Annotated in this window: 14 protein-coding genes and 1 tRNA gene; 2 read left to right on the top strand and 13 right to left on the bottom strand. The window is 70.9% G+C overall.

Translation table 11 applies throughout. The annotated features are described in order from the left end of the window. Positions 1-182 precede the first annotated feature (182 nt). The 9 genes from NLU66_RS07635 to NLU66_RS07595 form a co-directional block, all read right to left on the bottom strand. Positions 183-4,067, bottom strand: a complete 3,885-nt coding sequence (locus NLU66_RS07635; protein ID WP_259362321.1) for a DNA-directed RNA polymerase subunit beta' — start codon at positions 4,065-4,067, stop codon at positions 183-185. Positions 4,068-4,166: 99 nt separating this feature from the next. Then, positions 4,167-7,655, bottom strand: a complete 3,489-nt coding sequence (gene rpoB / locus NLU66_RS07630) for a DNA-directed RNA polymerase subunit beta (RefSeq protein WP_137770114.1) — start codon at positions 7,653-7,655, stop codon at positions 4,167-4,169. A 509-nt stretch (positions 7,656-8,164) separates the two neighbouring features. Continuing rightward, positions 8,165-8,548, bottom strand: a complete 384-nt coding sequence (gene rplL / locus NLU66_RS07625; protein ID WP_103384855.1) for a 50S ribosomal protein L7/L12 — start codon at positions 8,546-8,548, stop codon at positions 8,165-8,167. A gap of 87 nt (positions 8,549-8,635) precedes the next feature. Next, positions 8,636-9,151 (bottom strand): 50S ribosomal protein L10, encoded by a 516-nt coding sequence (gene rplJ / locus NLU66_RS07620; RefSeq protein WP_137770113.1) that lies wholly within the window; start codon positions 9,149-9,151, stop codon positions 8,636-8,638. Positions 9,152-9,548: 397 nt separating this feature from the next. Further along, entirely contained in the window at positions 9,549-10,268 is a 720-nt protein-coding gene (gene rplA, locus NLU66_RS07615) for a 50S ribosomal protein L1 (RefSeq protein WP_259362320.1), read from the bottom strand. A gap of 4 nt (positions 10,269-10,272) precedes the next feature. Next, positions 10,273-10,704, bottom strand: a complete 432-nt coding sequence (gene rplK / locus NLU66_RS07610) for a 50S ribosomal protein L11 (protein WP_137770111.1) — start codon at positions 10,702-10,704, stop codon at positions 10,273-10,275. A gap of 170 nt (positions 10,705-10,874) precedes the next feature. Then, complete coding sequence (nusG, locus tag NLU66_RS07605; RefSeq protein WP_259362319.1) at positions 10,875-11,774, bottom strand: transcription termination/antitermination protein NusG; 900 nt, start codon at positions 11,772-11,774, stop codon at positions 10,875-10,877. 74 nt (positions 11,775-11,848) lie between these two features. Continuing rightward, positions 11,849-12,085 (bottom strand): preprotein translocase subunit SecE, encoded by a 237-nt coding sequence (gene secE / locus NLU66_RS07600; RefSeq protein WP_240811261.1) that lies wholly within the window; start codon positions 12,083-12,085, stop codon positions 11,849-11,851. Positions 12,086-12,148: 63 nt separating this feature from the next. Then, positions 12,149-12,221, bottom strand: a tRNA-Trp gene (locus tag NLU66_RS07595). Between the two features lie 200 nt (positions 12,222-12,421). Between NLU66_RS07595 and NLU66_RS07590 the strand changes: the two genes are divergently transcribed. Next, complete coding sequence (locus tag NLU66_RS07590) at positions 12,422-13,660, top strand: pyridoxal phosphate-dependent aminotransferase (protein WP_259362318.1); 1,239 nt, start codon at positions 12,422-12,424, stop codon at positions 13,658-13,660. A 19-nt stretch (positions 13,661-13,679) separates the two neighbouring features. After that, complete coding sequence (locus tag NLU66_RS07585) at positions 13,680-14,729, top strand: adenosine deaminase (protein ID WP_259362317.1); 1,050 nt, start codon at positions 13,680-13,682, stop codon at positions 14,727-14,729. Here the strand turns inward: NLU66_RS07585 and galK are convergent. The 4 genes from galK to NLU66_RS07565 all read right to left on the bottom strand — a co-directional run bounded on the left by galK (position 14,717) and on the right by NLU66_RS07565 (position 18,941). Next, the gene (galK, locus tag NLU66_RS07580; protein ID WP_259362316.1) at positions 14,717-15,940 is read right to left on the bottom strand and encodes a galactokinase; all 1,224 of its coding nucleotides are present in this window, start codon (positions 15,938-15,940) and stop codon (positions 14,717-14,719) included. The two genes, NLU66_RS07585 and galK, sit on opposite strands and share 13 nt — an antisense overlap. 111 nt (positions 15,941-16,051) lie before the next feature. Then, positions 16,052-17,113: a lactonase family protein gene (locus NLU66_RS07575; protein ID WP_259362315.1), complete on the bottom strand. Its 1,062-nt coding sequence runs from the start codon at positions 17,111-17,113 to the stop codon at positions 16,052-16,054. Then, positions 17,110-18,570, bottom strand: coding sequence for a threonine/serine ThrE exporter family protein (locus NLU66_RS07570; RefSeq protein ID WP_137770104.1), 1,461 nt, complete (start codon positions 18,568-18,570; stop codon positions 17,110-17,112). The genes NLU66_RS07575 and NLU66_RS07570 overlap by 4 nt, the downstream gene beginning before the upstream one ends. An 80-nt stretch (positions 18,571-18,650) precedes the next feature. Then, positions 18,651-18,941, bottom strand: a complete 291-nt coding sequence (locus NLU66_RS07565) for a DUF3017 domain-containing protein (protein WP_259362314.1) — start codon at positions 18,939-18,941, stop codon at positions 18,651-18,653. Positions 18,942-19,011: the final 70 nt, after the last annotated feature.

Below are 19,011 nucleotides of genomic sequence, written 5' to 3'. Positions count from 1 at the left end.
CGCCCCGTCCGGCCCATCGCCCAGCGGGGCGCGGGCGCCCGGCGTCGAGGGCCTGCGCGGGAGCGTCCGGCCGTCGCGGGCGGTGGTCACCTGCCCCGGGAACGCCGACGGGGCGGCCCCACCCGGAGGTGGGACCGCCCCGTCCGGAGCGTGCGGGCCGCAGGGCCCTCAGCAGATTCGGCTCAGCGGAAGTCCGTGCGGAACGGATCGGCGTAGTCGATGTCGTCCAGGTTCACGGAGCCGGTCGAGCCGAAGCCCGAGAAGTCCAGCTCGTCGTAGCCCGGCACCTGGTACATCTGCGCCTTCGCCTCGTCGGTCGGCTCGACCGCGATGTTGCGGAAGCGGGACAGACCCGTGCCGGCCGGGATGAGCTTGCCGAGGATGACGTTCTCCTTGAGCCCCACCAGCGAGTCGCTGCGGCGGTTCAGGGCGGCCTCGGTGAGCACGCGGGTGGTCTCCTGGAAGGAGGCCGCCGACAGCCACGAGTCCGTCGCGAGCGACGCCTTCGTAATGCCCATGAGCTCCGGGCGACCGGAGGCGGGCTGACCGCCCTCGGAGAGCACCCGACGGTTCTCCCGCTCGAAGATCACGCGCTCGGCGAAGTCGCCGGGCAGCAGATCCGCGTCGCCGGACTCGATGACCGTCACGCGACGCAGCATCTGGCGCACGATGACCTCGATGTGCTTGGCGTGGATGTCCACACCCTGCGACACGTAGACCTTCTGGACCTCGTCCACCAGGTGCTTCTGCACGGCCCGCGGGCCGAGGATGCGCAGCACCTGCTTGGGGTCGACCGAGCCCTGCGAGAGCTGCTGGCCCACCGTGAGGTGATCGCCGTCCGCCACCAGCAGGGTGACGCGCTTGGAGACCGTGTAGGTGATCGGGTCGGTGCCGTCGTCCGGCGTGACCGTCAGCTTGCGCTGCTTGTCGCTCTCCTCGATCTCCAGGCGACCTGCGGCCTCGGTGATCGGCGCGAAGCCGGCCGGGGTGCGGGCCTCGAAGAGCTCCTGCACTCGCGGCAGACCGTGCGTGATGTCGCCGTCCGCACTCGCCACACCACCGGTGTGGAAGGTACGCATGGTGAGCTGCGTGCCGGGCTCGCCGATCGACTGCGCCGCGATGATGCCGACGGCCTCGCCGATGTCCACGAGCTGACCGGTGGCCAGCGAGCGGCCGTAGCAGTTCGCGCAGGTGCCCACCGCGGAGTCGCAGGTCAGCACCGAGCGGATCTTCACGTCGCGGACGTTCGCCGCGACCAGCTGCTCGATCTGCACGTCGCCGATCTCCGCACCCGCGGGCAGCACCTCCTGGCCGTCCGCACCGAGAGCGGCGGCCGCGAGGATGCGACCGTGGATGGTCGTCTCGAGGTTCTCCGCCGGGACGATCGCGCCGGCCTCCTCGACGGTCACCGCGAGGGTGAGGCCCTTCGAGGTGCCGCAGTCGGCCTCGCGGACGATGACGTCCTGCGAGACGTCGACGAGACGACGCGTGAGGTAGCCGGACTGGGCGGTCTTCAGCGCGGTGTCCGCGAGGCCCTTGCGGGAACCGTGCGACGCGATGAAGTACTCCAGGACCGAGAGCCCCTCCTTGTAGTTGGAGAGGATCGGGCGCGGGATGATCTCGCCCTTCGGGTTGTTCACCAGGCCGCGCATACCGGCGATCTGACGGATCTGCATCCAGTTGCCTCGGGCGCCCGAGTCCACCATCCGGAAGATGGTGTTGGAGCGCTCGAAGTTCTCACGCATGGCGTTGTCGACCTCGTTGGTCGCCTCGGTCCAGATGTCGATGAGCTCGATGTTGCGCTCGGCCTCGGAGACCAGACCCAGGTCGCGGTTCTCCTGGACCTGAGCGGCCTTCGCCTCGAACTTCGAGATGATCTCGCCCTTGTTCGGGGGCGCGACGACGTCGGACAGCGCGAAGGACACGCCTGAGCGGGTCGACCACGAGAAGCCGTAGGACTTCAGCGCGTCCAGGGACGCCGCGACCTGGCCCTTGTCGTAGCGCTCGGCGAGCGTGTTGACGATCGAGCCGAGGCGCTTCTTGCCGACCTGGCCCTGCACGAACGGGAAGTCCACCGGCAGCGTCTCGTTGAAGTAGACGGTGCCCAGGGTCGTCTCGAGGATGATCGGGTCACCCTCGGTCCAGCCCTCCGGAGCCTCCCAGTCGCTCGGCGGGACGATGTCCTCGAAGCGGATCCTCACGGGCGCGTTGAGGTGCAGCTCCCGCGCGTCGTTCGCCATGATCGCCTCGGCGACCGAGGAGAACTGGCGCCCGGCGCCCACGGCGTCCTCGCGGACGGTCGTGAGGTGGTACAGACCGATGATCATGTCCTGTGCGGGCATGGTGACCGGGCGGCCGTCGGACGGCTTGAGGATGTTGTTCGAGGACAGCATCAGGATGCGGGCCTCGGCCTGCGCCTCCGCGGAGAGCGGGAGGTGCACGGCCATCTGGTCGCCGTCGAAGTCCGCGTTGAAGGCGGCGCACACGAGCGGGTGCAGGTGGATGGCCTTGCCCTCGACGAGCTGCGGCTCGAAGGCCTGGATGCCCAGGCGGTGCAGGGTCGGCGCACGGTTCAGCAGCACCGGGTGCTCGGTGATGACCTCCTCGAGCACGTCCCAGACCTCGGGGCGGGCGCGCTCGACCATCCGCTTCGCGGCCTTGACGTTCTGCGCATGGCTGAGCTCGACGAGGCGCTTCATGACGAAGGGCTTGAAGAGCTCGAGGGCCATGGTCTTGGGCAGACCGCACTGGTGCAGGTTCAGCTGCGGGCCGTTCACGATGACGGAGCGGGCGGAGTAGTCCACGCGCTTGCCGAGCAGGTTCTGGCGGAAGCGCCCCTGCTTGCCCTTGAGCATGTCGGAGAGCGACTTCAGCGGGCGGTTGCCCGGCCCGGTGACCGGACGACCGCGGCGGCCGTTGTCGAACAGCGAGTCGACCGACTCCTGCAGCATGCGCTTCTCGTTGTTCACGATGATCTCGGGGGCGCCGAGATCGAGCAGCCGCTTGAGGCGGTTGTTGCGGTTGATGACGCGGCGGTACAGGTCGTTGAGGTCGGAGGTCGCGAAGCGGCCGCCGTCCAGCTGCACCATCGGACGCAGGTCCGGGGGGATGACCGGGACCGCGTCGAGCACCATGCCGACGGGCGAGTTGGTGGTCGAGCGGAACGCGGAGACGACCTTGAGGCGCTTGAGGGCGCGGGCCTTCTTCTGGCCCTTGCCGGTCGCGATGATCTCGCGGAGCAGCTCGGCCTCGGCGTCCAGGTCGAAGTCCTGGAGGCGCTTCTGGATCGCCTCGGCGCCCATGCCGCCCTCGAAGTAGGTGCCGAAGCGCAGCTTCATCGCGCGGTAGAGCTGCTCGTCGCCCTCGAGGTCGGCGACCTTGAGGCCCTTGAAGCGCTCCCACACACGGGTGATGCGGTCGATCTCGGCGTCGTACTTCTTGCGGATCTGGGCCTGCTCGCGCTCGGAGGAGTCGCGGACCTTGCGCTTCGCGTCGGCCTTGGCACCCTCCTCCTCGAGCTGGGCGAGGTCCTTCTCCGCGGAGACGGCGCGGTCGTTCAGGGCGGCGTCGCGCTCCTTCTCCAGCTCCTTGACCTCGAGGTCGTGGCGGGCCTGGAGATCGGGCATGTCCTCGTGGCGAGCCTGCTCGTCCACGGAGGTCACCATGTAGGCGGCGAAGTAGATGATCTTCTCGAGATCCTTCGGCGCGAGGTCCAGCAGGTAGCCGAGACGGCTCGGCACGCCCTTGAAGTACCAGATGTGGGTGACGGGGGCGGCGAGCTCCACGTGGCCCATGCGCTCACGGCGCACGGAGGACTTGGTGACCTCCACGCCGCAGCGCTCGCAGACGATGCCCTTGAAGCGCACGCGCTTGTACTTGCCGCAGTAGCACTCCCAGTCCCGGGTGGGGCCGAAGATGCGCTCGCAGAAGAGGCCGTCCATCTCGGGCTTCAGGGTGCGGTAGTTGATGGTCTCCGGCTTCTTGACCTCGCCGTGCGACCAGGCGCGGATGTCATCGGCGGTCGCGAGGCCGATGCGCAGCTCGTCGAAGGTGTTGACGTCGAGCACAGGTGTCCTTCTCTCGAATCTGAAGTCGTGTGGTCTGAGGGATCAGGGCGGGGGCGGTGGGACGGGGCGCGAGGTGCGCTCCCCGTCCCACCCCGTCGCTCAGACCTCTTCGATGGAGCCGACGCCCTCGTGGGGACGGCGGGACAGGTCGATGCCGAGCTCCTCCGCGGCGCGGAAGACCTCCTCGTCGCTCTCGCGCACCTCCTGGGCGGTGCCGTCGGAGGAGAGGACCTCGACGTTCAGGCACAGCGACTGCATCTCCTTGAGCAGCACCCGGAAGGACTCCGGGATGCCGGGCTCGGGGATGTTCTCGCCCTTGACGATGGCCTCGTAGACCTTCACGCGGCCGGAGATGTCGTCCGACTTGATGGTCAGCAGCTCCTGCAGGGCGTACGCGGCGCCGTAGGCCTCGAGGGCCCACACCTCCATCTCGCCGAAGCGCTGGCCGCCGAACTGGGCCTTACCGCCCAGGGGCTGCTGCGTGATCATCGAGTACGGGCCGGTGGAGCGCGCGTGCAGCTTGTCGTCCACGAGGTGGTGGAGCTTCAGGATGTACATGTAGCCCACGGAGATCGAGTCCGGGAACGGCTCGCCGGAGCGGCCGTCGAACAGCTGCGCCTTGCCGGAGGCCTTGACCATCTGCTCGCCGTCCCGGTTGGGGCGGTGGCTCGCGATCAGGCCGGTGACCTCCTCCGCGGAGAGACCGTCGAAGACGGGGACCGCGACGGGGGTGCCGGGCTCGCCGTGCAGCGCCGACGCCGGGAGCTCCGCAGCGGTCTCGCTCTCGGGGTCGATGTCCCAGCCGGACTTGGCGACCCACCCGAGGTGGGTCTCCATGACCTGGCCGATGTTCATGCGACCGGGCACGCCCATGGGGTTGAGGATGATGTCCACGGGGGTGCCGTCCTCGAGGAACGGCATGTCCTCCACGGGCAGGATCTTCGCGATGACGCCCTTGTTGCCGTGGCGGCCGGCGAGCTTGTCGCCGTCGGTGATCTTGCGCTTCTGGGCCACGTACACGCGGACCATCTCGTTCACGCCGGTCGGGAGGATGTCGCCGTCCTCCTCGTCGTTGAACACGTGCACACCGATGACCGTGCCGGTCTCGCCGTGGGGGACGCGCAGCGAGGTGTCGCGCACCTCGCGGGCCTTCTCGCCGAAGATCGCGCGCAGCAGGCGCTCCTCCGGGGTCAGCTCGGTCTCGCCCTTCGGGGTCACCTTGCCGACGAGGATGTCGCCCGGCTGCACCTCGGCGCCGACGCGGATGATGCCGCGCTCGTCGAGATCCGCGAGGACGTCGTCACCGACGTTGGGGATGTCGCGGGTGATCTCCTCCTTGCCGAGCTTCGTGTCGCGCGCGTCGACCTCGTGCTCCTCGATGTGGATCGAGGTGAGGACGTCGTCCTGGACCATCCGCGAGGACAGGATGATGCCGTCCTCGTAGTTGTGGCCCTCCCAGGACATGAACGCGACGAGCAGGTTCTTGCCCATCGAGAGCTCGCCCTCGTCGGTGGAGGGGCCGTCGGCGAGGACGGAGCCGGCCTCGACGCGGTCGCCCTCGTTCCAGAGCACGCGGTGGTTGTAGCAGTTGCCCGCGTTGGAGCGCTCGAACTTCGGCACCGGGTAGGTCTGGCGGGTGCCGTCGTCGGCCATCACCACGATGAGGTCCGCGGAGAGCTCCTCGATGATGCCGGCCTTGGACGCGACGATGACGTCGCCGGCGTCCACGGCGGCGCGACGCTCCATGCCGGTGCCGACGAGCGGCATCTCGGTCTTCAGGAGCGGCACGGCCTGGCGCTGCATGTTCGAGCCCATGAGCGCGCGGTTGGCGTCGTCGTGCTCGAGGAACGGGATCATCGCGGTCGCGACGGAGACCATCTGACGCGCGGAGACGTCCATGTAGTCGACCTCGGCCGGCGGGACCAGCTCGGGCTCGCCGCCCGTGGTGCGGGAGAGCACGGCGTCCTCGAGGAACGTGCCGTCCTCGCCGACCTTCGCGTTCGCCTGGGCGATGACCAGGCGGTCCTCGTCGTCGGCGGTGAGGTAGACGATCTCGTCCGTCACGCGACCCTCGACGACCTTGCGGTACGGGGTCTCGATGAAGCCGAACGGGTTGATGCGCGCGAAGGTCGCGAGCGAGCCGATGAGGCCGATGTTCGGGCCCTCAGGGGTCTCGATCGGGCACATGCGGCCGTAGTGCGACGGGTGGACGTCGCGGACCTCCATGCCGGCGCGGTCGCGCGAGAGGCCGCCCGGGCCGAGCGCGGAGAGGCGGCGCTTGTGGGTCAGGCCCGACAGCGGGTTGTTCTGATCCATGAACTGCGAGAGCTGGGAGGTCCCGAAGAACTCCTTGATCGCCGCCGTGACCGGGCGGATGTTGATCAGGGTCAGCGGGGTGATCGCCTCGACGTCCTGCGTGGTCATGCGCTCGCGGACGACGCGCTCCATGCGGGACAGGCCCGTGCGGACCTGGTTCTGGATGAGCTCGCCCACGGCGCGGATGCGACGGTTGCCGAAGTGGTCGATGTCGTCGGTCTCGACGCGCACCGTGCGGCCGTCGACGCTCGTGTACTCGGTGACGCCGTCGTGCAGCGCGACGATGTACTTGATCGCGGCGACAATGTCCTGCAGGCGCAGGGTCGACTCCGAGAGGCTGCCCTCGAGACCGAGCTTCTTGCCGATCTTGTAGCGACCGACCTTCGCGAGGTCGTAGCGCTTGTGGTTGAAGTACAGGTTGTTGAGCATGGCCTCGCCCGCATCGCGGCTCGGCGGCTCGCCCGGACGCTGCTTGCGGTAGATGTCCATGAGCGCCTCGTCCTGGGAGGACACGCGGTCCTTCTCCAGGGTCGAGCGCATCGACTCGAACTCGCCGAACTCCTCGAGGATGTCGCTGTGGGACATGCCGAGGGCCTGCAGCAGGGTCGTGACGGACTGCTTGCGCTTGCGGTCGATGCGCACGCCGACCTGGTCGCGCTTGTCGATCTCGAACTCGAGCCACGCACCGCGCGACGGGATGATCTTCGTCGAGAAGATGTGCTTGTCCGAGGTCTTGTCGATGCTCTCCTCGAAGTACACGCCGGGGGCGCGCACGAGCTGGGAGACGACGACGCGCTCGGTGCCGTTGATGATGAAGGTGCCCTTGTCCGTCATGAGCGGGAACTCGCCCATGAAGACCGTCTGGGTCTTGATCTCACCGGTCTCGTTGTTCATGAACTCCGCGATGACGTACAGCGGAGCGGCGTAGGTGAGGTCCTTCTCCTTGCACTCGTCGACCGTGTACTTCGGGTCGTCGAAGGTGTGGTCGCGGAACGACAGCGACATGTTGCCGGCGAAGTCCTCGATCGGGGAGATCTCCTCGAGGATGTCCGCGAGACCGGAGGTCTGCGGGACGTCCTCGCGGCCGGCGGCGGCGGCCTCGGCGGCACGCTCCTGCCAGCGCTCGTTGCCCAGCAGCCAGTCGAAGGACGTGGTCTGCAGGCTGAGCAGATCAGGGACCTCGATCGGGTCTCCGAGCTTCGCGAAGGTGACTCGCGGCGAAGCGGTGCGCAGCTGAATGTCAGTGGTGAGGTCGGTGCTCGAGGCAGCCAAGGGTGGGGTCCTTCCACAGGCCGATGACGGGTTCCCAGGCGCGGCGAGCGTCCTCCGGGGGCGATGAGGCACAGGTGGAGCAGCGTGAAGCAGCGGGACCCGTGGACGACGCACAGCGCAAGGACCGAGCATACACAAATGCACGGATGGACGCAAGGGCCCTCAGAGCCCGGTCCATCCGCGTCGGCCACCATATGCCTGGCGCGGAAGGCCTGCCTCCTGCCCGTCTCTCTCGACGTGACCGCGCCCGGTGCCCCGGGGGTCCTGCGGCAGGAACAGCAGCGCTGTTACGGGGAAGATTCTGGACCTCGACGGCCCCGGAGTCAAGCACGCGCCGCTCCCCCGGCGCGGCGCGGCGCTGCCCGTCGAGCCGCGGTCCCCGCGCTCGCGCTGGTCACGGCCGGTCACGCGACCCGCGCCGTGCTCTCCCGGGAACGGCGGAGGAGCCGCCCCGCACAGCGGGACGGCTCCTCACGAAGCGATGCACGGCGCCGCGAGGGCGCCTCGGATCACTTGACGGTGACGGTGGCGCCGGCGGCCTCGAGCTTCTCCTTGGCGGCGTCGGCGTCCTCCTTCTTGACACCCTCGAGGACGGCCTTGGGCGCGCCGTCGACGAGCTCCTTGGCCTCCTTGAGGCCGAGCGAGGTGAGCGCGCGCACCTCCTTGATGACGCCGATCTTCGCGGAGCCGGCGGACTCGAGGACCACGTCGAACTCGGTCTTCTCCTCGGCGGCCGGGGCGTCAGCGGCGGCACCGCCGGCGGCGGCGACGGCCACGGGAGCGGCGGCGGTCACGTCGAAGACGTCCTCGAACTGCTTCACGAACTCGGAGAGCTCGATGAGGGACATCTCCTTGAAAGCCTCGATGAGCTCGTCGTTGCTGAGCTTCGCCATGGTGGCGTTCCTTCCTGTCGGTGGGACGGTGTCCCGGTGGTGTTGACGGCGCTCACGCGCCAGGTTCTACGGGCTGAGCCGGGGGGCTCAGGCCTCCTGCTTGGCGCGGAGCGCGTCCACGGTGCGCGCTGCCTTGGACAGCGGCGCCTGGAACACGGCAGCGGCCTTGGACATCGACGCCTTCATGGCGCCGGCGGCCTTGGCCAGCAGGACCTCGCGGGACTCGAGGTCCGCGAGCTTCTTGACGTCGTCCTCCGAGAGCGCCTTGCCCTCGAAGTAGCCGGACTTGATCACGAGCGCGTCGTGATCCTTGGCGAAGTCACGCAGAGCCTTCGCGGGCTCCACGGGCTCACCCTTGATGAACGCGATGGCGGTGGGACCGCTGAGCGTGCCATCGAAGGCGTCGATGCCGGCCTCGCGGGCGGCGATCTCCGTGAGCGTGTTCTTCACCACGGCGTAGGTAGTGTCGGAGCCGAGCGAACGACGCAGCTGCTTGAGCTGGCCGACGCTGAGCCCGCGGTACTCGGTGATGACGGCGGCGTCGGACTCGCGGAACAGCTCCGCGATCTCGGCGACGGCGTCCACCTTCTCGGGGTTCGCCATGGCCCTCCTTCCAGAGGTCTCTCGCCGCCGGCTGAAGGAGTCCCGGAACGGGAAAAGGCCTCGACACGCAGGTGTCGAGGCCAGACGCACGATCCGGCTCACCGGGGGATTCCTCCCCGCGGAGGGCGCGACCGTGCGGGTCGCTTCAATCACCTGCGCAGGCCATCCCGTGAGGGAATCCTTCGGTCGTCCTCCGGATGGAGGGCGACGACCGGCGGTCTTCGGTAGGTCCAGCCTAGACCAGCCCCCTCCCCCGGCGCCATGGATCAGGGAGCACTCGGACGCACGTCACACCCGCGACGCGGACGAGGGCCCACCCGGCCGGGGCCGTGCGGAAGCGGACGAGCCCCCGCGTCCTCGAGGGATGCGGGGGCTCGTCGCAGGAGGACGACGGGGCTCAGGCCTCGTCGGTGTCCTCGAGGAGGTTGCGGGTGCGGTTCACGTCGACCGGGATGCCCGGGCCCATGGTGGTGGACACGGTGATCTTCGTGATGTAGCGACCCTTCGAGGAGGACGGCTTGAGCCGCAGGATCTCCTCGAGGGCGGCGACGTAGTTCTCGACCAGCTGCTGGTCGGAGAACGACACCTTGCCCACGATGTAGTGCAGGTTCGCCGCACGGTCGGTGCGGAACTCGATCTTGCCGCCCTTGATGTCGTTCACAGCCTTCGTGACGTCCATCGTGACCGTGCCGGTCTTCGGGTTCGGCATGAGGCCGCGGGGGCCGAGCACGCGGCCCAGCTTGCCGACCTTGCCCATGAGGTTCGGCGTGGCCACGGCCGCGTCGAAGTCGGTCCAGCCGCCGGCGACCTTCTCGATGAGCTCGTCGTCGCCGACCTCGTCGGCGCCGGCCGCGAGAGCGGCCTCGGCCTGCGCGCCCGTCGCGAAGACGATCACGCGGGCGGTCTTGCCGGTGCCGTTGGGCAGGTTGACGGTGCCGCGCACCATCTGGTCAGCCTTGCGGGGGTCGACGCCGAGACGCATCGAGACCTCGACCGAGGCATCGAACTTCGCCGGGTTCGTCTGCTGCGCGAGGCGCAGGGCGTCGAGCGGCGAGTACTGGCGGCCGGCCTCGATCTTGGCGGCGCCGTCCTTGTAAGCCTTGCTGCGGAATGCCATGTCGTCAGTCCTCCACCGTGATGCCCATGGAACGAGCGGTGCCGGCGACGATCTTCGCAGCGGCCTCGATGTCGTTCGCGTTCAGATCAGGCATCTTGGTCTCCGCGATCTCGCGGACCTGCGCCTGGGTGATCTTGCCGACCTTCACGGTGTGAGGGGTGGCGGAGCCCTTGGGAAGGCCGGCGGCCTTCTTGATGAGCTCGGCGGCCGGCGGGGTCTTGGTGATGAAGGTGAACGAGCGATCCTCGTACACCGTGATCTCGACCGGGATGATGTTGCCGCGCTGATCGGCGGTCGCATCGTTGTAGGCCTTGACGAACTCCATCATGTTCACGCCGGCAGCGCCGAGCGCGGGACCCACGGGCGGCGCAGGGGTGGCCTGGCCGGCCTGGATCTGGAGCTTGATGATGCTCGCGATCTTCTTCTTGGGAGCCATTGCTCTTCCTTACTGTGTCGTGGTTCGGGCGGAGCTCATCAAGCGCTCCTCCCACTGGCCCTGCGCGCCGGGGCGTGCGAGGACCGGGTGCGACGCTACCTGTGCGCCGCGCCGCCGTCGAGCGGGACGAAGGGTGATCTTCGTCCGATCGACGCCGGGGGTTCGGGGGATCAGATCTTGGCGACCTGGTCGAAGGCGAGCTCGACGGGGGTCTCGCGACCGAAGATCGAGACCAGCACCTGCAGCTTCTGGTGCTCGCTGTCGATCTCGGAGATGCTCGCCGGCATCGTCTCGAAGGGGCCGTCCATGACGGTGACGGACTCGCCGATCTCGAAGGCCGGCACGGCCTTGGCGGCGGCGGCCTTGGACGGCGCGCCGGAGCCGGAGCGCTTCTTCTCGGGCAGGCCCACGGACGGGGACAGCAGCGAGAAGATCTCGTCGAAGGAGAGCGGGGTCGGATCGGTCGCGTTGCCCACGAAGCCCGTGACGCCGGGGGTGTCGCGGACGACGCGCCAGGACTCCTCGGCGAGCTCCATGCGCACGAGCACGTAGCCGGGGATGCGCACGCGGCGCACGATCTTCTTCTGGCCGTTCTTGATCTCGGTCGCGTCCTCCATGGGGACCTCGACCTGGAAGATGTACTCCTCCATGTCCTGCGTCTCGATGCGCGTGGTCAGCTGCGTGCGCACGCGGTTCTCGTGACCGGAGTAGGAGTGGACGACGTACCAGTCGCCGGGGGCGGAGCGCAGGTGGCGCTTGAGGACCGCGACCGGGTCCTCCTCCTCGGGCTCCTCGGAGCCCTCGGACGCGGCGGCGTCCTCGTCGGCATCCTCGGCGTCGGAGCTCTCGGCGGGCTCGTCCTCGACCGGCTCCTCGGCGGAGTCGTCAGCAGGGGCCTCGTCGGCCGCGACGTCCTCGGCGGGGTCCGCCTCGACGGGCTCGACGGCCGCGGGCTCCTCGGAGGCCTCGAGGGTCGCGTCGTCGGCGCCCTGCTCGGGGGAGGACGAGAACGACAGCGAGTCGTCGACGTCGTCGTAGGAGTCCTCGGGGGTGGAGGTCTGCTCGTTCACCGTCGTGAACCTGCCTTCCTAACAGCTGGGGATCGGATCGGACCGTGGTCCGGTGGAACTGCTGCGGATCCCGCTCAGTCAGGGACCGCGAAGGTGAGCCGGGACAGCCAGCTGAACAGGGCGTCGACGCCGAAGACGAAGGCGATCATCACGGCCACGAAGAGCAGCACGGTCAACGTGTAGACCGCGAGCTCCTTGCGGGTGGGGACGACGACCTTGCGGAGCTCGGCGATCACCTGGCGCACGAACAGACCGATCGCCACGAACGGGTTGCGTGAGGCCTGGGCCTCGTCGTTCCGGCTGGAGTTCACGTCTGCAGGGTCCGATCTGGTCGTCGTCATCCGCATCCAGCCGGACGAACCCGGCCGGACGGGCAGGGTAGACAGGGCTCGAACCTGCAACCTGCGGTTTTGGAGACCGCTGCGCTACCAATTGCGCCACTACCCTTCACGGGGCGAACCCCGTGGGCCCAAGGGCCGAGGACCAGCATACAAGCCGCCGGGACCCGGGGCGAATCCGTCCGCGGCGGACCGGACCCACGTCACACTCACCGCCCCGCTCCCCCGTCGCGCACCGCGCGATCGGCCGCCGGCGGCCGATCGCCGGTCATCCTGGCGGGACGGCGCCCGCTCTGCCACGATAGGCCCGTGAGCACCGACGACGCCCTTCCCGCCCCGTCCCGCAGCGCGCGCGAGCACCGCATCTCCCAGCGGATCGCCGCGATCGCCCCCTCCGCGACGCTCGCCGTCGACCAGGCCGCGAAGGCCCTCAAGGCCGCCGGCCGGCCGGTCATCGGCTTCGGCGCCGGGGAGCCGGACTTCCCGACCCCCGCGCACGTGGTGGAGGCGGCCGTGGCCGCCGCGCAGGACCCGGCGAACCACCGCTACACCGCCTCCGCCGGCCTCCCGGAGCTGCGCACGGCCGTCGCCGCGAGCGTCGCCGCCTCCACCGGGCTCGAGTTCTCCCCCGCGCAGACGCTCATCACCAACGGCGGCAAGCAGGCCGTCTACCAGACCTTCGCGACGCTCCTGGACCCGGGCGACGAGGTCATCCTCCCCGCGCCGTACTGGACGACGTACCCCGAGGCGATCCGTCTCGCCGGCGCTGTCGAGGTGCCCGTGCTCGCAGGAGCCGACCAGGGCTACCTCCCCACGATCGAGCAGCTCGAGGCGGCCCGCACGGAGCGCACGCGCGCGATCCTCGTGTGCTCCCCCTCGAACCCGACCGGCGCGGTCATGACCCCGGAGCAGGTCGAGGAGCTGGGTCGCTGGGCGCTCGAGCACGACCTGTGGGTGATCACCGACGAGATCTACCAGCACCTCACCTACGACGGCGTCGCCTTCACCTCGGTGCTGAAGGCCGTCCCCGAGCTCGCGGAGACCACCGTGCTGCTGGGCGGCGTCGCGAAGTCCTTCGCCATGACCGGCTGGCGCGTGGGCTGGATGGTGGGCCCGAAGGACGTCATCGCCGCCGCGTCCAACCTCCAAAGCCACCTCACCTCGAACGTCAACAACGTCGCCCAGCGCGCGGCGATCGCCGCGCTCACCGGTCCGATGGAGACCGTCGAGGAGATGCGCGAGGCCTTCGACCGCCGCCGTCGCACGATCGTCGAGAAGCTCTCCGCGGTGCCCGGGTTCTCCGTCCCGACCCCCACGGGCGCCTTCTACGCCTTCCCCGAGGTGACCGGGGCGCTCGGCCGGGAGATCCGCGGGACCCGTGTGGGGACCAGCACCGACCTCGCGTCCGCGATCCTCGAGCACGCCGAGGTCGCCGCCGTGCCGGGAGAGGCCTTCGGCGCCCCCGGGCACCTGCGCTTCTCCTATGCGCTCGGCGACGCGGACCTCGCCGAGGGCATCGACCGCGTCATCGCCCTGCTCTCCGAGTGACGGCGGGCGGGCGGCGCGCATGAGCACGGGCCGCGACCTCGCGGCGCTGCCCAAGGCGCATCTGCACCTGCACTTCACGGGGTCGATGCGCCCGGGCACGCTGCGGGAGCTCGCCGAGGAGCGGGGACTGCGGCTGCCGCGCTCGCTCACCGACGACGTCGCGCTGCAGGTCGAGCCGACCCGCCGCGGCTGGTTCCGCTTCCAGCGCGAGTACGACACGGCCCGCGCGGTGGTGGACTCCGAGGCTGCCATGCGGCGGATCCTGCGGGAGGCCGTCGAGGACGACGCCGCCGAGGGCTCGGGCCGGCTCGAGCTGCAGGTGGACCCCACGAGCTACGCGCCCTTCGTCGGCGGTCTCTCCCCCGCCCTCGAGATCGTGCTCGACGAGGCCGAGGCGAGCGAGCGCGCGACGGGCGTGAGCGTCGGCATCGTCGTCGCCGCCTCCCGCACGAGGCATCCCCTCGACGCGCGGACCCTCGCGCGGCTCGCGGCCCGGCACGCCGGCCGCGTCATCGGGTTCGGGCTGTCCAACGACGAGCGCCGCGGCGTGACCGCCGAGTTCGCCCCCGCGTTCCGGATCGCCCGCGAGGCGGGACTGTGGTCGCTCCCCCACGGCGGCGAGCTGCTCGGGCCCGCCCACGTCGAGGCGGTCGTGGACGCGCTCGCCCCGTGGCGCCTGGGCCACGGCGTGCGCTCCGCGGAGGACCCTCGCCTGCTCGAGCGGATCGTCGAGCAGGGGATCGGCCTCGAGCTGTGCCCCGCCTCGAACGCCTCCCTGGGCGTCGTCGCCGAGCCGGAGGACGTCCCGCTGCGGGCGCTCGTCGAGGCCGGGGCGCAGATCGCCCTGGGGGCCGACGACCCGCTTCTGTTCGGCTCCCGGCTCGTGGAGCAGTACGCGATCGCCCGGCGGATCGGGCTCACCGACGAGGAGCTCGCCGCGCTGGCCCTCTCCTCGATCGGGATCTCCGCGGCGGATCCCGCCACCGCCGCCCGGCTGCGGGCCGGGGTCGCGGACTGGCTCGCCGCTCCCCCGCCCTCAGCGGCAGGAACGGTGGATCAGCGGTCCTGACCCGCGCCCTCCGAGGGCAGGGCGAGGAAGAACTCCGGGGCGGTGAACCCGCGCTGGGCGAAGGCCTCGGCGATCGCCGCGGCGACGGCGTCCGCCGCGTCGGTCTCCACGAGCGCGATGATCGAGCCGCCGAAGCCGCCGCCGGTCATCCGGGCGCCGTGCGCCCCGGCCGCCCGGGCGGCGTCCACCGCGACGTCGAGCTGCTCGACGGTGACCTCGTAGTCGTCCCGCAGGGAGTCGTGCGAGGCGTTCAGCAGCGCGCCGAGCTCCGTGACGTGATCCCGCACGGTGCCCTCGGCGAGCAGGGCGTCGAAGTCCCGGACCCGCTGGATCTCGGTGACGACGTGGTGGGCGCGGCGGCGCACGACCTCGTCCTCGATCCGCGGCAGCAGCTCCTCGAGCCGCGAGGCGTCCACGTCCCGCAGGGTCGCGACGCCGAGGGCCTCCGCGGCCCGCTCGCTGTCCGCCCGACGGGCCGTGTACTCGCCGTCCACGTGGGAGTGCTCGGCGCGCGTGTCCGTGATGAGCAGCGCGAGGCCCTGGCCGGCGAGGTCCCACGGCACGGGGCGCGTGGAGAAGTCGCGGCAGTCCAGGTACAGCGCGTGGCCGGCACGGGAGAGCACCGAGGCGGACTGGTCCAGTCCGCCGGTGGAGGCGCCCGCGAAGTCGGTCTCCGCGGTGATCGCCGCGCGCACCCGGTCCAGCGGGGCGGTGCCGAGGGTCAGGAGGGCGTCGATCGCCTCCGCCGCGGAGCACTCGAGGGCCGCGGAGCTCGAGAGCCCCGCGCCGAGCGGCACCTGGCCGTCGATGAGGATGTCCATGCCCTGCGTGTGCGCGCCCGAGATGAAGGGTCGCAGCGCCCAGAGCACGCCGGCGACGTAGGCGGGCCAGCCCTCGACGGCGCCCGGCTCGAGGGCCGCCGCGTCGAGGTCGAGCTGGAGGTCGTCCTGCGCGGAGCGCAGGCGCACGCGGTCCGTGGGCGTGCGGGCGGCGGCCGCGAAGCAGCGGTGCGAGATCGCCATCGGCAGGCACAGGCCGTCCTGGTAGTCGACGTGCTCGCCGATGATGTTGACCCGGCCCGGGGCCGACCACACGCCGTCGGGGCGGTACCCGTAGGACTCGACGAACAGCTGCTCGGCATGCGCGGCGGCGGCCGCGCGGTCCGGGGCGGCCGAGAGCACGGGGGTGCCGGCGGTGGTGGCAGGGGTCATGGTGGGTCCTCCAGAGCGGGGCAGGGGGGCGGGCGCCCGGCAGAGTCTAGCCAGGGCCCGCCCGCCGCGGCGTCCAGGACCGGCCAGAGGACGGCGGGCCGTCGCCGAGGATCAGGGGCGAGGCGCGAGGCAGGAGACGCTCGGGGCGGGGATCGGGTCCCCCGCCACCTCGAGGGTGTCCTGGTGGCGGCGCAGGACGTCGATGCGGTCGCCCTCCTGCGCGGCGACCAGGATCGTCGTCCCCAGCTGGGTGAAGTGCCGCGGGTGGGCGCCGACGGGCACCTCCGCGACGAGCTCCGGTCGCATGCCGGCGAGGCTGAACAGCGAGATCGTGTCCGGGCCGCGGTTGGCGACGAGGGCGTGGTGCTCGTCCGCGGCGAGCTCCACATGGGACAGCGCCGACTCCTCGGACCGGCCGCTCGCGGGGACCATCGAGCGCACCGACCACTCGAGCTCGGGGCCGCGCATGACCTGCAGCGCGCCGACGTCCTGCGGGACCTCGCCGCGCACCGCCACCCCGACCTTGCCGGAGAGCTCGCAGCTCACGAGGAGCTGGGAGGACTCGTGGTCCGCCGCGAGATGGCGGGGCCCGCTGCCGCGGCTGAAGGGGATCTCCCCCGCCGGCTCGATATGGCCGGTCTGCACCTGCCGGTAGAGCACCACGCGGTCCAGGCCCAGGTCCGGCACGGCGATCAGCTCGGTGCCCGGCAGCTTCACCACCTGGTGCGGGTGCGGGTCGCGGTCCTCCGCGTAGTCGTGGTGGTCGTCGAGGTCGAGGAGCTCGACGGGCAGGCCCTCGGCATCCAGGCGCACCGTCTCGACCGATCCGGAGCCGTAGTTCGCGACGAGCAGCGTGTCCGGTCGCGTGCCGGGCGCGAGGTGGCATCCCCCGGAGCCGGCGAGCTCGAGGTCGCCGACGATCTCCGCGCTCGAGCCGTCCTCCGCGACGCGGAGGGTCAGCACGTGCGTGGGGCTGGTCTCGGTGACCGCGTGCAGGAGGGAGCCGTCGGCGCTCCAGAGCAGGAACGAGGGATCCGCGGCGGCCACCTCCCAGAGGGTCTCCGCGGCGGCGCCGGAGTCGTCCGGGGTCACGCGCAGGAGCGCGATGCCGGTGCCGCGGCCGGAGCCGCTCGTGGAGTAGCCGCCGACGGCGACGAGTGCGGGAGAGGTCATGCTCGCTCCTCGGGATCGGTGCGGCGGTCCCCCGCGGCGGAGGTGGGGTCGAGCTCCTCGAGCATCGAGGGGGACAGCGCTGTCATCTCACCGGTCATCGTAGACGGCTCGACGAGGGCCACGCCGTCACGACCACGGGCGCGGCGGCGCGTGCCCACGGAGAGGCGACGGCGGCGCATCGTCGTGAAGGGCACCGAGATCATCGGCGTGTAGGCGATCTGGCGGGCGCCGACGACCCGCGAGGCGAGCAGCTGGCCCAGCACCGCGCCGGCGGCGATGCCGATCGCGATCTCCCCGGCGCTGAACAGCTCGAGCGCGCCGTCGGGCACGGCGTCGCCGAGCGCGAGCAGGCCCCGGTAGATCCGGCTGCCCGGGACGAGCGGCACCACGCCGCCCATGACGAACACGAGGGTGGGGGCGCGCATGCGGTCGCCGAGCACCACGGCCGCCACGCCGACGAGGAAGGAGGCGACGCCGACCGCGTAGACCCGGTCCACGACGTCGCTCAGCAGGTGCGAGAGCCCCGCCGAGCCCGCGGCGACCAGCGCGACCGCGGCGAGCATCCGCATGGGGACCTGGGCGCCGACCCCGAAGCCGAGGCCCATGACGGCTCCGGCGACCACGAGGACGAGCACGGAGGCGAGGGAGACCGGGGTCGCGGAGGAGATCGACACGTCCACCCCCACGAGGTCCGCGACGAGCAGCCCTCCGCGCACACCGGCGACGATGCCGACCGTGAGCATGAGGGTCTCGAGGATCCGCCCGGCGGCCGTCACGTACCAGCCGGTGACGGCGTCCTGCATGGCACCGATCGAGGTGAGGCCCGCGAGCAGCACGATGATGCACGCGACGACGACGATCGACGGGTTCAACGAGGGGTCCAGCGCACCGAGCAGCACGGCGACGCCCACCGCGAGGAAGCCGCCGAGGGCCTGGCTGTAGAAGCGCGGGATGCGCCGCCGGGTGAGGACCGTGTCCACCAGGATCATCAGCGCCGCGGCGAGGGTCGCGGCGATCACCACGAGCCAGTTCGCCCCGAGGCTCAGCGCGGCGCCGCCGCCGAGCAGGCCGAAGCCCGCGCAGACGAGCGAGAGCCGGTAGGGCGGCTTCTCCTGCGGGATCGCGGCGGCCTGGTGGCGGGCCTCCTCGAGGGAGAGGTCACCGCTGATGTAGCCGAAGGTGACGTCCTCGTAGGCGGCGAGCCGCGCGAAGTCCTGCACGCGCTCGCTCGCGGCGCGCACGCGGGTGAAGGGGGCGGAGAGCTCGTCCGGCAGGTAGGAGATCGTGACCTCGTCGAAGGTGACCTGGACGGCCACGTTGCGCAGGCCCGAGGAGCTCGTGATCCGCAGGACGGTCGCGGTGACCTCCGAGGCCGCGGCGCCGTTGGTGAGCAGGCCCTCGCCGACCCTCATGGCGAGGTCGAAGACGGCGTGCAGGCGGGCGGAATCGGTGGGCACGCCGCGATCGTGCCATATGCGCGGGCCTGCTCGGAACCGTGCCGGGGGCGGCTCCGGGGAGGCGCTCGGCACAGTCGGGATCAGAGGTTCGGGGAGCCCGTCAGCGCACCGATCGCGACGCCCAGCGCGACGAGGCAGAGGACGTCGACGAGCCGGGAGCGCACCGCGAGCGCGCCCACCGCGCGGGTGGGAAGCAGCAGCCGCAGGGCGGCGAGGACGAGCAGCTCCGCGCTCAGCAGCATCCCCGCGAGCGGGGCGTGCCCGGCGATGCCGAGCAAGGCGATGACCGCGAGCGCCACGAGGGCTCCCGTGAGCACCGCCTGGCGGCGCACGGCGGCCCCGGCGGTGAAGGGTGATCTGGGCTCCGGCACGGGCACATGCTACGGGGCCGGGATGGATAGGCTGTCAGCGGCCGACGACGACGCCGGCCGTCCGAGAACC

Origin of the sequence: Brachybacterium sp. NBEC-018, assembly GCF_024860185.1 — a bacterium.
Taxonomy (GTDB): domain Bacteria; phylum Actinomycetota; class Actinomycetes; order Actinomycetales; family Dermabacteraceae; genus Brachybacterium; species Brachybacterium rhamnosum.
This window is presented reverse-complemented; position numbering and strand designations above follow the sequence as displayed.